The sequence below is a fragment of the Chryseobacterium sp. B21-037 genome (genome assembly GCF_028570785.1).
In the GTDB taxonomy this organism is placed as follows: domain Bacteria; phylum Bacteroidota; class Bacteroidia; order Flavobacteriales; family Weeksellaceae; genus Chryseobacterium; species Chryseobacterium proteolyticum.
In genome coordinates this window covers 132822-149881 of the sequence record NZ_JALGCB010000001.1, presented here as the reverse complement: position 1 = coordinate 149881, position 17060 = coordinate 132822, and the positions used below count along the sequence as shown (strand labels likewise).

Annotated in this window: 12 protein-coding genes; 8 read left to right on the top strand and 4 right to left on the bottom strand. The window is 37.9% G+C overall.

The window, feature by feature from the left end; translation table 11 throughout:
* Window positions 1-20 precede the first annotated feature (20 nt).
* A complete protein-coding gene (locus MTQ00_RS00705) occupies window positions 21-1451 on the bottom strand; it encodes an endo-beta-N-acetylglucosaminidase H (RefSeq protein WP_273647340.1) in 1431 nt (476 codons plus the stop codon).
* Window positions 1452-1735: 284 nt separating this feature from the next.
* On the opposite strand from MTQ00_RS00705, the gene MTQ00_RS00700 reads away from it, so the two are divergent.
* Window positions 1736-2431, top strand: coding sequence for a nuclear transport factor 2 family protein (locus MTQ00_RS00700; RefSeq protein WP_172277151.1), 696 nt, complete (start codon window positions 1736-1738; stop codon window positions 2429-2431).
* 37 nt (window positions 2432-2468) lie between these two features.
* On the opposite strand, the gene MTQ00_RS00695 is transcribed toward MTQ00_RS00700, so the two are convergent.
* A complete protein-coding gene (locus tag MTQ00_RS00695) occupies window positions 2469-3632 on the bottom strand; it encodes a THUMP domain-containing class I SAM-dependent RNA methyltransferase (RefSeq protein WP_273647339.1) in 1164 nt (387 codons plus the stop codon).
* A 135-nt stretch (window positions 3633-3767) separates the two neighbouring features.
* Here MTQ00_RS00695 and MTQ00_RS00690 point away from each other — a divergent pair, with 135 nt between their 5' ends.
* The 4 genes from MTQ00_RS00690 to MTQ00_RS00675 all read left to right on the top strand — a co-directional run bounded on the left by MTQ00_RS00690 (window position 3768) and on the right by MTQ00_RS00675 (window position 9885).
* Entirely contained in the window at window positions 3768-4496 is a 729-nt protein-coding gene (locus MTQ00_RS00690; RefSeq protein WP_172277145.1) for a class I SAM-dependent methyltransferase, read from the top strand.
* Window positions 4493-5218: a ZIP family metal transporter gene (locus MTQ00_RS00685; protein ID WP_407933711.1), complete on the top strand. Its 726-nt coding sequence runs from the start codon at window positions 4493-4495 to the stop codon at window positions 5216-5218. Before MTQ00_RS00690 ends, MTQ00_RS00685 begins: the two co-directional genes overlap by 4 nt.
* A 353-nt stretch (window positions 5219-5571) precedes the next feature.
* Window positions 5572-8220, top strand: coding sequence for a SusC/RagA family TonB-linked outer membrane protein (locus MTQ00_RS00680; protein WP_337249979.1), 2649 nt, complete (start codon window positions 5572-5574; stop codon window positions 8218-8220).
* Window positions 8221-8232: 12 nt separating this feature from the next.
* Window positions 8233-9885 (top strand): RagB/SusD family nutrient uptake outer membrane protein, encoded by a 1653-nt coding sequence (locus MTQ00_RS00675; RefSeq protein WP_273647338.1) that lies wholly within the window; start codon window positions 8233-8235, stop codon window positions 9883-9885.
* 88 nt (window positions 9886-9973) lie between these two features.
* On the opposite strand, the gene MTQ00_RS00670 is transcribed toward MTQ00_RS00675, so the two are convergent.
* Both MTQ00_RS00670 and MTQ00_RS00665 read right to left on the bottom strand, forming a co-directional pair.
* Complete coding sequence (locus MTQ00_RS00670) at window positions 9974-11398, bottom strand: OmpP1/FadL family transporter (RefSeq protein ID WP_273647337.1); 1425 nt, start codon at window positions 11396-11398, stop codon at window positions 9974-9976.
* A 34-nt stretch (window positions 11399-11432) separates the two neighbouring features.
* Window positions 11433-12506, bottom strand: coding sequence for a prolyl-tRNA synthetase (locus tag MTQ00_RS00665; protein WP_273647336.1), 1074 nt, complete (start codon window positions 12504-12506; stop codon window positions 11433-11435).
* Between the two features lie 177 nt (window positions 12507-12683).
* Between MTQ00_RS00665 and proS the strand changes: the two genes are divergently transcribed.
* The 3 genes from proS (at window position 12684) to MTQ00_RS00650 (ending at window position 17022) form a co-directional block, all read left to right on the top strand.
* Window positions 12684-14159, top strand: a complete 1476-nt coding sequence (gene proS / locus MTQ00_RS00660) for a proline--tRNA ligase (RefSeq protein WP_273647335.1) — start codon at window positions 12684-12686, stop codon at window positions 14157-14159.
* Between the two features lie 116 nt (window positions 14160-14275).
* Window positions 14276-15577: an OmpA family protein gene (locus MTQ00_RS00655; protein WP_273647334.1), complete on the top strand. Its 1302-nt coding sequence runs from the start codon at window positions 14276-14278 to the stop codon at window positions 15575-15577.
* Between the two features lie 113 nt (window positions 15578-15690).
* On the top strand, window positions 15691-17022 hold the full coding sequence (locus tag MTQ00_RS00650) for an Nramp family divalent metal transporter (protein WP_172277124.1): 1332 nt from the start codon (window positions 15691-15693) through the stop codon (window positions 17020-17022).
* Window positions 17023-17060: the final 38 nt, after the last annotated feature.

The following is a 17060-nucleotide window of genomic DNA, read 5'->3' as shown; positions in this document are numbered from 1 at the left end:
TTTACATGTAAATTACCGGATTATAATTTTACCAACTTCCATTTTTGTGCATTTCCTGTATTTGCCGTCCAGATCTGAATTTTTGTTCCGTTAGCTGAAGAACCATTATTCACATCCAGATTAAAGCCTGATGCGTGAGCAGGTGACAAAGTATAATAATCATTTCCTACAGATGTTATTTTCCATTTCTGTGCGTTGGTTCCATTATCAGTATAGATTTGCACCTGGGTTCCGTTTGTTGTCCCGGAATTGGATACATCTAAAGATTTTGTGGGTGCATTCAAAGGTTGGAGCTTATAATACCCTCCTCCCACGTCAGTAATTTTCCATTTTTGTGCCGTATTGCCATTGGATGCCCATAGCTGAACTTTTGTTCCATCTGTAGTACCTGCATTCAAAACATCCAGCATGCTTGTTCCATTGGTCGCAGAAACCAATTGATAAGTGGCCCCCGAAGTAATTCCTGTCGTAGGTGTTGTTGTCCCATCTCCATACACTGTATTTTGTCCATACAATATACTTGTAGCATTGGTAAAATAAGAAGCGATATTGGTAGCTCCAAGGTCATAATATAAAAATACGCCATATCTGTCATCTTTGGTTCTCTGTGCAAAATTTGAAACCGTAGAAGTACTTGTATAGCTGGAAGTTGAAGAGTTTACGTTGACAGCCGCAGCCCCTTTATGAGCGCTATCAAGGCCTGGGATATTAGGTGCTGAGTATGTACTGTAATAAGGGTTCCATGCATAATCTACCTTTGACCCAACAGTGACCCCATTATAGGAAAGGTTGCTTGCAGAAGGTCCGATATTGTAAAAAGAAATAATTTTATCAGGAAGTAAGTCTCTAAGCGCCGTTACAAGGTATACAAATGAAGACTGATTAGCCTGCCCTGTTCCATTGGCACCATAATTTGCATATTCATCATCAAAATCAATTCCGTCTAATCCGTACGTATTTACAGCATCAGCCAGTTCCTGAGCAAAAGCCTGTGCGGCAGCCTGGCTGGGAAAGTTAGCAAATCCTGCTCCCTGATGATTTCCCAGAATGGATAACATTACTTTAATACCCTTATCCTGCAAAGGTTTTATATAGGTATTTTTATTGCTGAGCACGTTGGTTACCTGAGGATTAAAATACAAATAAGCCTTTTGGGTTGTCGTATTATAATTGATGTTGGCGGCAAAAATAATTGCCACGTCAAAAAGTTGTCTTCCGTCTGCCAGTTTATATTTACCAACTTCCCTGATATCATTGTTGTTGACCTCAACATACATTACGGAAAGTGGATTCTTACCAAAAGCAGCCACTTTAGAGGTTAAACTACTCTTTGCTGATAAGGAATTTTCCTGTGGCGTTACTGAATCATCCAAAGGATCGGAATTACATGATATAACGCTGAAAACACCTATCAACAGAATAAGTAGGGATAGTAAGCTAATTTTTTTCATAATAAAAGTATTTAACTGTTTATTACGAATCTAAAATAAACCTTAACAATTAATTAATAATAAATTATCAAAATCATCTATTATTTTATCAATGAAAATATAAAACAGATATCAATATAAAATCAAACTACATTAAAACGTTTTAAAGTTGATAATATAAGAGGAAAATTTATCATATTTGTCTTACAACATAGAAGCCTACTGTAATGAGAAAATATATCCTAATATTATTTATTTTAATATTTACCTTGAGGACAATTCCCGGTCAAAATACTGAAACTTTAATGAAGGAAGGAGTAAAAAGTGATAGCATGTTCTGGGTAGCCTACAACAAATGCAATGTGAGTGAAATGATGCGTTTTATTCCTGCTGATGTTGAATTCTATCACGATAAGGGAGGAATAACAAAAGGGGACGAAGCATTAAAAATCACATTCCAGAAAAACCTTTGCGGAAATAAGGATTTTCATTTAAGGAGAGAAGCAATTGATAAGACTGTCAGGGTTTTCCCAATGAAAAAAGACGATAAGCTGTACGGTTTAATTATTTCCGGTGATCATTATTTCTACATCAATGAAACGGGTAAAAAAGAATTTAGGGATGGTTTGGCCAAGTTCACTGATCTTTGGATTTTAGAGAACGGAAAATGGAAAATGTCCAGGGTTTTAAGTTATGACCACGGCCCGGCACCATACCAAAATGAAAGAAAGGAAATACCTTTAAAGGATCAAATTCTGAAAACCTATCAAGGTAATTACAATAGCAGGAAAAACGGAATTATTAGCGTTGAACCCAAAAATTCCATCCTGAATCTGACCGTTGGAGGTAAAACGCTTTTACTTTATCCGGAAACAGAAAACAGATTCTTTACAAAAGAAAAGGATCTTGTGTTTGAATTTGTAAAAGAAAAAAATAAGATCATAAAAATGAATGTTTATGAAAACGGGAATCTTATCGAAGAAGATTATTTTACGAAATAAATAAAAAGCCTTCCAATAAGGAAGGCTTTATCTCATTTTATTGATTTTCCAGTTTATGTACCTTTTTAGTTCCCTCGTACATTTCGTATTGTAAAAATCTTGTCTCCAATTTTCCGTTGAAGAGCTTAATCTTTCTCGAAGGACGAAGTCCTATTTTCTTTACCGCTTCAAGGTCTGAAGAAATCAGCCAGGCTAAAGTATTCGGGTAATGGGTTTTAAAAGTATCTCCGATTTTCTTGTAAAACTCATCATCATTAATAGAGATTCTTTCATCATATGGTGGATTGAAAACCATTAATAAAGGGAAAAGTTCTTTTTTAGACTCAAAAAAGTTTTGCCTCTTAACTTCAATTACATCTTCCATTTCAGCCGACTCGATATTGGTACGGGCAGCGTTAAGCATTCTTCCGTCTATATCGTACCCTACAATTTTACCCTGAAATTCTTTCACTCTATTGATTCTGAATTTCTTGATCTTGGTAAAAAGATCATTATCATAATTATTCCAGTTTTGGAACGCAAATCTTTTCCTGAAAATCTGTGCAGGAAGATCCATAGCAATCATTGCTGCTTCGATCAGAAGAGTTCCTGAGCCACACATCGGATCCAGAAAATTTCCTTTTCCGTCCCATCCGGCAAGCTGAAGCATTCCACTTGCCAATACCTCATTAATAGGTGCCTCACCCTGTTCTTTTCTGTATCCTCTTTTGAATAAAGGATCACCTGAAGAATCCAGAGAAATTGTTACTAACTCCCTGTCGATATGCAAATGAAACTTGATATCAGGACTTTTAGGCTCCACATTAGGGCGCTTTTTGAATTTTTCCTGAAAGTAATCCACAATAGCATCCTTCATTTTTAATGTAACAAATTGTGAATGCTTAAAGGTCTCTGAATTTACGGTAGCGTCAATTGCAAATGATTGATCCACATCCATAAACTGCTCCCATTCCAGCTTAAAAAGCTTGTCATAAAACTGATGCTGATTAAAAGCCTTGAATTCAAAAACCGGTACCAGGATCTTCAATGCCGTTCTTGCCGAGTAATTGATTTTATAAAGAAAACCTAAATCTCCTTCACAGTTTACCGCGCGGTTTTTAACTTCAACATTTCGTCCTCCTAATTTTTTAATCTCTTCAGCTAAGATCTGCTCCAATCCGAAGAAAGTTTTTATCTGAATTTTTATATTTTCTATGTCCATAAATAGTTATTAAAAGATTTAATAATTTAAAAATTAAAAGATTAGCCTTCCAATATTTTGATTAATTGAATTTTTCAATCTTTCAATCTTAAAATACTTTTCCTTTTACCGCACAAATTTAGTTATTTTTGCATTATGGAATGGTTTGAATCTTGGTTTGATACCCCTTATTATCATTTACTTTATAGCAACAGGGACTATACGGAAGCTGAAAACTTTATTACAAAGCTTACTCAAAGTCTTCAGCTGCCGCCTTCTTCTAAAATTATTGACCTTGCCTGCGGAAAAGGAAGACATTCCGTATTCCTTAATAAATTGGGATATGATGTCTTGGGGCTTGATTTATCAAGACAAAGTATTGAGTTTGATAAGCAGTTTGAAAACCAAACCCTTATTTTCGATGTCCATGACATGCGAAACCCTATCGATGCAGATCCTGTGGATGCCGTTTTTAATCTTTTTACGAGTTTCGGATATTTTGACCAGGAAAGCGATGATAAAAAAGTTTTCCAATCTGTTTACTCTGTTTTAAAGCCTGGAGGCTATTTTGTTCTTGATTATCTGAACGAAGAGTACGTAAGAAGTAAAATTGTTCCGGAATCAGTCATCAACCGCGGTGATATCGATTTTAAAATCTGCAAAAAAATTGAAGGAAGACATATTATCAAAGACATCCGGTTTGAATCTAAAGGAAAGCCTTATCATTTTTTTGAGAAGGTAAAGCTACATACACTGGAAGAAATCAATTCCTACGCTTCAGAATGTGGCTTTGAACGATTGAAAATCTGGGGTGATTATCAATTGAATAGCTTTAATAAAGAAACGTCACCACGCTGTATCAATTTATTTAAGAAAAAATCATGATCATAGTCCTTTTACTGATTTTAAGTGTAATCGCAGGAGTATTTCTTGGAAAGCATTTTGGTAAAAAAGAAAAACTGGCTAAAAATCTTTTGATTCTGAGTGCAGGGTTTCTTATTACCATCTGTTTGAACGAGGTTTTCCCACAGGTTTACACTTCAGAAAAAAGTAATATTATAGGTATTTTTGTAATTCTGGGTGTCTTATTACAAATGATTCTGGAAGCTTTAACCAAAGGGTTTGAGCATGGTCACTTTCATCATCATAATGATCATAATATACTTCCCGTTGCTTTAATGGCCGGATTGTTTGTCCATGCATTTATAGAAGGTATTCCTTTAGGAAATGAAAAAGAAGTATTATCACCCTATCTACTTGGTATCGTTTTTCATAACATTCCTATTTCATTTATTTTGGGAGCCTTTTTATTCAACAGAAAGGAGGGAGAGAAAAGATCACCGTATCCTACCTATATGATCATTGCATTATTTGCGCTCGCCTCTCCTATGGGAATGTTATTGGGAAATTATTTCAATCCGGAGTTACAGCCTTATTTTCTGGCAATTGTCGGAGGAATTTTCCTGCATATCTCATCAGTAATTATTTTTGAAAGTAATAAAAACCATAATATTGACTGGACGAAAATAGGTTTAGTAATCCTTGGTATATCACTTGCCTTGATCATGCACCTGTTTCATTCACATTCGGTGATTTCCGGCCATTAGGAACAGCCCTATGTAAATCCGGCCTTAGTTGTATTTAAAAATCACTACAATTTATTCATAAAACCCTGACTAGAGGAAACTTATAATTAGCAAGATAATTCCTTTTATAGAGAAAATTACGGAAAACAAACAATTAAAGTGCATAATACATCGCACAATCAAACAATTAGTTAATTCTTTTAATTATTCATAATTTTTACATCAAATTAATATTGATGTAATTTTTTTTGTACTTTAGCCCCGCCACTAAATCACTTACGTATGAATAAACGAACTAAACGTTTGACAACAGCTGTGTCCTGTTTTTTATTATGCGGTATTTTATCCGCCCAAACGAATAAAAAAAAGACACCCTGAGGGAAAAAAGCATTGAAGATGTTGTAATTGTAGGATACAAAACTCAAAAAAGATCGAGTCTTACAGCAGCTGTCTCAATTATTTCTGACAAAAAACTAAAAGATGCCAATACCTCTGATGTATCAAGTCTCTTACAAGGAAAAGCCGCAGGAGCACAAATTATGCAGGGAGGAGGCGGTCCGGGATCTTCAGCAACCGTAAAAATCAGGGGTACCGCTACCATCAACGGTCCAAGCCAGGCATTATGGGTCGTAGACGGTGTAATGATGAACGGAACTCCCAATCTGGATCCCAATCAAATCGAAAGCATCAACATTTTGAAAGATGCGACATCAACAGCCTTGTATGGTTCCAGGGGAGCAAACGGAATTGTACAGGTCTTCACAAAATCCGGAACAGCAGGAAAAAGCACGATGAATGTTTCTGTAAACAATTCGTTTAATACATTCAATAACGGGCGCTTCAAACTGATGGATGGTACCCAATTATATGATTATTTCACTTCATTAAAAAATGCCCCTTCAATCCCTTCCGAACTCAGAAATCCTGGATATAACTGGCTGAAAAACGGCACACAGACGGGAGTAGTTCAAAACTACACCATTGATTTCAGAGGAGGCTCTCAAAATTCAAGGACGTACATTTCCGGAAACTATTATGACGAAACCGGAACTGTAAGAGGATACGACTATAACAGATTGTCATTCAGGATCAATCATGAACATACCGTAAAGCCCTGGCTGATATTAAAACCCAAAGTGAGTCTATCATATACCAGCGGAAAAGACCGTCAGGGTTCTCTGTATCAGATGTACCTCAATATGCCTTGGGATAATCCAAAAGCCCCGGATGGAAGTCTCATAAACCCTAATTCATATAGTGGAACATGGTATGGAAGAGATTACTCCAATTACCTTTACGATTTGCAATGGAACTATGGTAAAAGTAATCAGCTGGATCTGATCGGGAATTTTGATGCTGAAATTAAATTTACAGATTATTTAAAGTTTGTTACTACCAATAATGTCACCTACAGAAATTATGACGATATGTATTATACCGATCCGAGATCCATTGCGGGGGATAGTAACAAAGGTGAATTAACAGAATCCTATTCCAAAGATGTAAGCAAATTCTTTAACCAGATGTTGAGATTCGACAAAGATTTTGGAGTTCATAACGTAAATGCTTTAGCAGCCTATGAGTATAACGACAGAATATATAAGGTTTCCAGAGCCGGTGTATACGGAATTGTTCCGGGAACAGACGTCTTCGACAACGGAGCAACGACAGGAAGAAAGCCCTCAGGCACAAAATATGACAGGGCATACAATGCATTTCTTTTCAACGCAGAATATGTATACGATAAAAAATATTTCATTCAGGGTTCTTTAAGAAGCGAATCTTCTTCTGCATTTGGTGCCAGCCAGAGAAATGGATTATTTTATTCATACAGTTTAGGATGGAATATTCACAAAGAAAAATTTTTCGGAGTAAAACCAATCAACGAATGGAAATTAAGAGCCAGCAGGGGACTTGTAGGAAATACCCCAAGTCCTAATTACGGATGGCAGGACCTCTATGCGCTTACTCAGATGTACAATGCTCAGATAGGAGCGACATGGTACCAGCTAGGCAATCCTAATCTAACCTGGGAGTCGATTTATCAGAACAATATTGGTACGGATATCCGGGCATTCGATAACCGCCTGACCCTGAACGTGGATTATTTTAATAATAAAACCAAAGATCTTCTGATGCTCGTTACCCTTCCGTCATTAACAGGAGTCGACAGACAATACCTGAATGTAGGAGACGTAAGAAATAAAGGATGGGAATTCAATGTTAATTATGCTGTCATTAAATCTGAAAATGTGAACTGGGATATTGGTTTCAATATCAGTACCTACAACAACAGGGTTCTTTCAACAAGAAACAACAGCATCCAGCTTCTATCCAATAATCAGGTCGCTATTGCCGGAAACGATGTTACTTCATTCTATATGCGAAAATGGATGGGGGTAAATCCTGATAATGGCGCAGGGCAATGGGAAGTGATTAACGCTGATGGAACCAAAAGTGTTACATCTAATTACAATCAGGCCACACTGCAGATTGTAGGCGCTGCTACACCCGATTATTATGGATCTTTCAGTACCAATCTTACCGTAAAAAGGTTTTACCTTAATGCCAATATTTATTTTTCGCAGGGAGGACAGATTTACAACTCCTACCGGGAACTGTTTGATTCTGATGGCGCTTATCCTTACTACAACCAAATGGTCCTGAAGGATAGCTGGAACAGATGGGAAAAACCTGGAGATATAGCCACACATCCTGTAGCAATTTTCAACAATAATACACTTACCAACAAGCCTTCTTCAAGGTACCTGGAAGATGCAAGCTATATGAAATTAAGATCCCTGAGGTTAGGATACAATTTTCCAGATTCTTTAGCGGAAAAACTTAAAGTCTCTTCGGCAAGTATTTATATCATGGGGGAAAATCTCTTTACCATTACTAAATTTTCCGGAGTAGATCCGGAAGCCGGACCTGCAGATAACCAAACTACCTATTCCGGAACAGCAGGCGCAATTTATCCTATCCCAAGAAGATTTTCTCTTGGTTTCACCTTCACCTTTTAAAACTTAAAAAACATGAAAAAGATATTTTTAGCACTTATCGCACTAACATCGGTAGCTTGTAATATAGACAGGTCTCCATATGATTCAAAAGAGTCTGATACCATATTAACAGATCCAACAGGGCTGCAGACCATTACTCTCGGAAACTATGCTCTTTTGAAAGGAGATGCAACAGGAGGAGGATTTTTCAACAATCTTTACAGAGTGGGTGAATATGGCGGCGATAATATTGATATCAGCGGTACGACCACCGACCAGTTCTTTTATTATTATAACTACAGAAGTATTAAAAATAATGGCCGCTCCAATACGATATGGAATGCAGGATATAAGGCTATCATTGGATGCAATAAAGTTATTTCCAAATTTGCCGAAGGAAAAGATACCAATACCGATCAGCTGATCGGGGAAAATTATTTTCTAAGGGCCTACGTTTATTTTTCTTTGGTAAATGTATTTGGAAAACCTTACAATCAGGGAACCGGCAATCTGGGAGTACCATTAAAAACATCGGATGATGTAAACGAATTACCGGGCAGGGCCACGGTAGGTCAAATTTACGATCAGGTAGTCAATGATCTGAGAAAAGCGGAACAATTGATGACTCTCGATAAAAACAACACCTACGCATCTAAAGAAGCTGCTCAAGCACTGCTATCCAGAGTGTATCTGTATATGGAAAATAATGATAAAGCTATTGAATATGCTGATAAGGTGATTAATTCCGGAAAGTATATGCTATTGTCTAATTCCGAACTTCCTTCTTATGCCACGAAAACTCCTGAAACCAACAAAGAAACCATTTTTGCATTCAAATATAATAAAGATGGTGATTACAGTGATGGCTGGTACACTATAGGATCCATGTATGCCAATATTCAAAATGTAGGCTGGGGTGAGATGTACGCGTCTTCTTCTTATCTGGATCTGATCAATCAAAATCCGCAGGATGCACGATTGAAGTTCATTTCTCCGAAATATGCAACCCCATCTGTTCCTGTTGCTTATTGGGTACAACAAGGTACAAATGCTTCCGGAGGAATAACTTATAATTACACTTTTCAGAAAACATTCCAGCAGGGCGGGAATACCTATTTCACGATGAATAATGTTAACTATCTGGTGCAATCAGAAATTTTGCCTACCAAAACGAATTATTACTTTATTAATTCTAATAACGTAAAAGTTTATGTAAATCTGGACAATGATATGGACAAAAGAAACGGTTATCCGAAATTCTATGTTTTAAAATGTTCATTACAGGAAGGAGTTCCTCAATTATGGTCACCTGTTATTTTGAGATTGGCTGAAATGTATCTGAACCGGGCCGAAGGCTATGCTAAAAAGGGAAATTCAGCTTCAGCACTGGCTGACGTAAACACGATCAGAACAAGAGCGGGAATTCCAGCATATCCTTCAGTTCCATCAGGACAAACTATTTTAGACTTGGTTCTTCAGGAGAGAAGACTTGAAATGGCTTTTGAAGCACATAGAAAATATGATGTCTTCAGAAATAAATTAAGTCTCGACCGTAATTATCCGGGAACCCATTTAAACGGAAATAATCCCTTTTATACGGTTCCTTATACCAGCAACAGAATTATTGAATATATTCCTGAACAGCAGATTCAGATCCAGCCCAATCTGATCCAGAATCCTGATTAATCAGATCTTACTTCAATGCATATAAATTAAAAGCTCCGAATTAAAAATTCGGAGCCTCAATTTAATCACTTGCTACACAATCCGGAAATTAGAATTTCCAGCCGACTGTAAGAAAGAAGTTATCTCTGTTGCTTTTCACACTGGAAACAACGGATGTTGGTGTATTTACATCAAAATCACCTGAATAATATCCTGTTCCCAGGTCAGCACTCCCTCTCAGGAATGGGTTATTATATTTTGAGCTGACATTCTGATACGCTGCATCCACATAGAAGTTTCCAAAATCATATCCGATACCTGCTCCTATCGTATTTCTTTCTCCCAAAATCAAATTACTATAGCTGTTATCCCCTGCAACTCCTGCATTGGAATAAGAACTGATCGTAAAAGCATCAAAAGGACTTGATGTATAGGAATATCCACCTCTTATTCTAAATGCCTTAATTCTGTATTCCGCACCTACCCTTACTTCCGATAGGTTTTTATAATTGTCACTGAAGAAAGAATTCAATTCTCTTTCCGCAGCACCTTGTACTTCATATTTAGGTTTGGTAAGTCCTAAAGTATAGTCTACGTTAATGGCAAAATTCTTATTGGGAACAAACGCACCACTTACAGTAGCCTTCATTGGGGACCTGAAATTTCTGTCTTCCACATAGTTGTCATAATTGATCCCGTTACTTCCGTCATAATATTCGCGGAAGACCCTGTCGATATTCCACCAGGTCGGTGTTTCAATAGATGCTCCCAATCTGAACTGATTGCTTAATTTTCCGATAACCCCTACTGTTGCTGAAAAACCATTTGATTTTTCCGAAAACGGGGTATACTGCTTATCAAAAGTATTCACCGATCCATCCAGATTAAGCCCGAATAAAGCACTGTCATACTGATCGATTTCAGCGTAATGCATATTAATGCTTGCTCCCAGATAAAGTGAATTGTTATAGTTCGCACCTACACCCAGGTTAAATTTGGTCTGATTACCATATCTGTTATAAGCATGCCCAAGGTAAGACAGGTTACCTACCACAGGATTTCCATTAGAATCTAACAGGTTTTTGGAGATCACTACATTGGAATTCCCCGGGCTCTCAACATAATTCTCAAGAGACTGCGTTGATAGATTGGCACCGATATTAATGAACTTCCATGGTGATTCTGTCATCAGCTGGATCGTTGCAACACCACCAACATTTCCAAGCGTAAATTTATTTAATTTATAATCTGTTGAAGATCCAGCCAGAGAGCTGGTATTTTTAGTATTGCTTAAAAACAACGTTGCCGATACATCTCCCGCAATAGCAACACCTAATCCCGCAGGGTTTGTCATCAATGAAGTAGCATCACCTCCAAGTGCCCCGTTAGAGCCGGCCATCGCATTAAATTTTGAAGAACCTATTATCGGAGTGTTAGAATAAACATCAATCGAATTCCTGATTGTAGAAATATCCTGTGCCTGCACAAAGTAAGCAGCAGAAATACCTAGTACTACTAAAGATTTTTTTAACATTATTATTTGAATAGTTAGTTATTATGTTTAAAAATTATCTGCCTCCTGATCTGAAGCCGCCTCCGCCGCCGGATCTAAATCCACCGCCGCCTCCACCGGAACCGCCACGGAAACCACCTCCGCCACCAGAGTTGAATCCTCCGGATCTGAAGCCACCGTTGTCATTTGATCTGAAACCACTATCATTTCTGTATCTTGGCTGGCTGTCGTAATTAGGTCTTGGCTGAGTATTCATATTAGGATTACGATATCCTGAATTATTATTTCTGAAACCACTGTTATTGTTGCCTCTGAATCCGGAATTGTTACCATTAGTCATTGTTCCGTTTCTGAAACCACCATTGTTATTTCTGAACCCTGAACCATTCGTATTGTTTCTGAATCCTGAACCTGCAGAATTGTTTCTGAATGCAGAGTTATTAATGTTGTTTCTGTATACTGATCCGTTACTTCCGTTATATCCGCTTAAACCATATCCAAGTCTTCCGTCAGCACCACTTCTCCTGTAAGCCGGTCTGTTGTAATATCCATTACCCCAGTAACCGCCACCCCAGCCCCAATATGGGTTTCCATAGTAGCCGCCGCCCCAGCCCCAGAAAGGATCATAAAATCCTCCATAGTTCCAGCCCCAGTAAGGGTAACCACCCCAGCCCCATGAGCCGCCCCAGCCCCAGCCGAAGGACATTCCGAAGCCCCAGCCTCTGTTCCAGCCCCAATATGGGCTATAGCCTCCATACCATCCACCCCAGCCCCATGGTGAACCCCATGAGTTGTCGTAATAGTTGGTCTGAGATCCGGCAAAAGCGCCCCAATCAGAATCTGTTGCGGTATTATTCCATGAATCGCCTCCCCATGTGCTGTATTTGTTATCCTGATCTTTGGAGTTGGTTTCCGCATTCTGAATAAGATTGGTATTGTTTGCATCCTGATAGTAATCATAGTATTCTCCAACCCTGTTTCCGCCATTAATGATCACTCCTTCTGGCAACGTATCTTTATTGGGATCATAATAGACCCCGTCTGTCTCGCTGTACCCTCCCATCTGTGCACCACAAGACATTAATAACAATCCACTTGATATGGCTAAAATACCTTTGGATTTTAGCATACCAAATAAATTTTTATGTATATTTTTTTTCATGATAACGTAAAGATTTTTAATTTAAATTATATTTGCAATGTGTACCAAAAATGTACCAAACATCGGTAAAAAAATCTATCAAAAATAGATTTTTATTTTTAGATAACAATAATGTTAAAAAGTTAAAAAAAATTAAAAAAAACAATGGCAAAATTAACCTCAAGGAGCGAAGATTACAGCAAGTGGTATAACGAGTTAGTTGTAAAAGCAGATCTGGCAGAAAACTCCGGAGTACGTGGAAGTATGGTTATAAAACCATACGGATATGCGATCTGGGAAAAAATGCGTGATGAAATGGATAGAAAATTCAAAGAAACAGGTCACGTTAATGCTTATTTCCCGCTTTTTGTACCCAAAAGTCTGTTCGAAGCTGAGGAGAAAAATGCAGAAGGTTTTGCAAAAGAATGCGCCGTTGTTACCCATTACAGATTAAAAACCGATCCGGATAATCCTCACAAGCTGATAGTAGACCCTGATGCCAAGCTGGAGGAGGAACTTATCGTTCGTCCTACCTCGGAAGCTATTATCTGGAATACTTATAAAAGCTGGATCCAATCATACAGAGATCTACCGATATTGATCAATCAGTGGGCGAATGTTGTTCGTTGGGAAATGAGAACCCGTCTATTCCTGAGAACCTCTGAATTCTTATGGCAGGAAGGTCACACGGCTCATGCAACCAAAGATGAGGCCATAGAAGAAGCAGAAAAGATGAATAAAGTGTATGCAGATTTTGCAGAGAACTTTATGGCAATGCCTGTAGTCCAGGGATTAAAGACCCCTTCCGAAAGGTTTGCGGGAGCGGATGAAACCTATTGTATTGAGGCATTGATGCAGGATGGAAAAGCTCTTCAGGCTGGTACTTCTCACTTTTTGGGCCAGAATTTCGCAAAAGCTTTTGATGTGAAATTCACCAACAAAGAAGGAAAAATAGAACACGCATGGGCTACATCATGGGGAACTTCTACCCGATTAATGGGAGCGTTGATCATGACACACTCTGACGATTTCGGATTGGTATTGCCTCCAACTTTAGCTCCAATACAAGTGGTTATTGTTCCGATCTTCAAAGGAGAAGAACAACTGAGCCAAATCAGTGAGGTTGCTTTAGACATTCAGACAAAGCTTAGAGCTAAAGGTATTTCGGTGAAATTTGATAATGACACCCAAAACAAGCCAGGCTGGAAATTTGCTGAATATGAATTAAAAGGTGTTCCTGTGAGAATTGCAATCGGACCAAAAGATCTGGAAAATAAATCGGTTGAAATTGCAAGAAGGGATAACCTGACCAAAGAAACGGTTTCTATTGAAGGATTGGATTCCCATATCGATCAATTATTAAAAACCATCCAGAAAGATCTTTACACCAAAGCTCTTAATTTCAGAGAAGAAAATATGACTAAAGTGGATTCTTACGAAGAATTTAAAAAAGTTCTGGAAGAAAAAGGAGGATTCATCTATGCACATTGGGATGGTACCGCTGAAGAAGAAGAACAAATCAAGGAAGAAACGAAAGCGACCATCAGATGTATCCCTTTGGATGATGATATTGAAGAAGGTGTTTCATTAATCTCCGGAAAGCCTTCTAAGAGACGCGTACTGTTCGCTAAAGCATATTAATAATTTTAATCATTTGCAAAAAAAACGTTGAAAATCAAATAAATATTTAAAAAATATGACATTTGGACAGATTTTTGTTTAATTTTATGTCAACATTAATCTAAAAAATATTTATTATGTCTTTAAACGTTATTGATTTAATTAAAGGACAATTGGGTCCCGCTTTAGTTTCTCAGGCGGCTTCACAGCTTGGAGAAAGTGAGTCTGGTATTTCAAAAGCAATTGGAGGTTTATTGCCTGCCGTTGTTGGCGGATTAGCTAATAATGCTAATAATCCTGGAGTTTTAGATGCAATCACTAGTGCTTCATCTAATGGAATTTTAAGTAATTTATTAGGAGGCTCTTCTAATAATTCTATGATTTCAGGTTTATTGACGTCCATTTTTGGAGATAAACTGAGTGGCTTGGTAAATTCCATCGCCAGCTTTGCCGGAATTAGTAATAATTCTTCCAGCTCTTTGCTGAATATGGTAACAGGAGCTACAGTAGGTACTATAGGAAAGTATGCTGCAGACAATAATCTGGATGCATCAGGAATTTCAGGGCTACTGAATGATCAAAAAGGAATTGTTTCTACTTTACTGCCTGCCGGACTTTCTTTAGCATCATTAAATATTGGTGACTGGGCTAAAGGATATAAATTTGATAATGATAACGACGCCATAAAAACGCCGGTACAGGAGGAACCAAAAATTGAAGTAACAAGAAGTACAACTCCAACAGGTACCAACCCGGACAGAAATGACGGAGGTGGTTCTATCTGGAAATGGTTATTACCTCTTCTGCTATTGATTGCTGCAGGATACTTCTTATGGAAGCAGTGTGAGAAAAAAGAAACGACTACCACTACAATGGGCGCAGATTCTACAGGAGCACACTCTGATACGGCTACGGCAGTATCTCCATCTGATACAGCAGCAGCGCCTGCAGCTACAACCACGAAAGTTGACGAAAATATCGACTTGAACGGTACAGCGCTTAAAGGGTACAAAGGCGGAATGGAAGACAGAATGATTGCATTCTTAAAATCTGACGGCTACAAAAATGCAGCAGATGATAATGCATTAAAAGACACTTGGTACGATTTCGATCATGTGAATTTTAAATTAGGAAGCGCTACAGAACTGGAAGCAGGTTCTCAGGGACAATTGGAAAACCTTGCAGCTATTTTAAAAGCTTATCCTGATGCTAAAATTAAAATAGGAGGATATACTGACAAAACAGGTAATGAAGCTTCTAATGTAAAACTTTCTACTGCAAGAGCTAACTTTATCAAAGAATGGTTAGGCAAACAAAATCTAGGTGGTCAGGTATTAGGTGCAGAAGGTTATGGAAGTAAATTTGCAACGGTAGACGCAAAAGCTTCTGACGCTGAAAGAGCCAAAGACAGAAAAATGGCAATAAGATTTGCGAAATAATCTTTTAAAATAAATACTACGTATAAGATCCCGAAAGTTTTTTCGGGATTTTTTTATTATATATTTTCTATTTACATTTATTTAATTAAATTTGTTAGTCATTTCTAACATTTATGAATTTTACAAAAGGCGCTTGGCGAAAAGATAAAACACTCCACTCATTACCAGAAGTATACTCATCCATTAAAGTACCTAAAAACGGTTCTTTCTGGAGGAAATACCTTGCGTTTGCAGGTCCCGGTTTAATGATTGCAGTGGGATACATGGACCCCGGAAATTGGGCTACCGATATCGCGGGAGGAGCTCAATTTGGCTACACCCTGCTTTCCGTTATACTTATTTCCAACATTTTCGCAATGGTTTTACAGCATTTATCAGTAAAGCTGGGAGTAGCTACAGAGAGAGACCTTGCACAAGCCTGCAGGGACCACTTTAGCCCGACTACCAATTTTATCTTGTGGATCCTGTGTGAGATTGCCATTGCCGCCTGTGATCTCGCAGAAGTTATAGGATCTGCGATCGCACTCAACCTGCTTTTTCATATTCCCCTTACCTGGGGAATCGTAATAACCACAATAGATGTTTTACTTATCCTTTTGCTCCAGGCTAAAGGATTCAGATGGATCGAAAGTATTGTAGGAGGACTTATTTTTATTATTCTCGCATGTTTCATTTATGAAATCGTTATTTCAAAACCGGCCGTTAATGAAATATTGGGAGGTCTTGTTCCGCAAAAAGAAATTATTCAGAATCCTGCTATGCTCTATATTGCAATAGGAATCCTGGGAGCTACGGTAATGCCCCACAATCTCTATTTACACAGCAGTATTGTACAGACGAGGGATTATACACGGGATAACGCAGGTAAAAAAGAAGCTATAAAATTTGCCACTTTAGATAGTACGATCTCCTTAATGCTTGCTTTTTTCATCAACGGAGCAATTTTAATACTGGCAGCAGCTACCTTCCATATCACAGGAAATAAACATGTTGCAGATATCCATGATGCTTATAAAATGCTGACCCCAATCCTGGGTGCTTCTATGGCAAGTATAGCATTTGCGATCGCTTTGCTCGCCTCAGGTCAGAATTCTACATTAACAGGGACACTGGCCGGACAAATTGTAATGGAAGGTTTTCTGAATATCAGATTAAAACCCTGGTTAAGAAGATTGATAACCAGACTTATCGCGGTTATTCCTGCTTTAATTGTTGCGATTCTGTACGGAGAAAAAGGGACAACAGACCTTCTGGTTTTAAGCCAGGTTATCTTATCCATGCAGCTGAGCTTTGCTGTAGTTCCACTCGTAATGTTTACTAATGACAAAGCCAAAATGGGCGATTTCGTCAATAAGCCTTTCATGAAAATCTGTGTCTGGGTTATCTCAGCCATTATCATTGTCCTGAATCTTTATTTGTTGTATCAAACATTTTCCGGAGAATAATTTTTCTGCCTTAATGTCCATATTTGCTATTTGGCAGA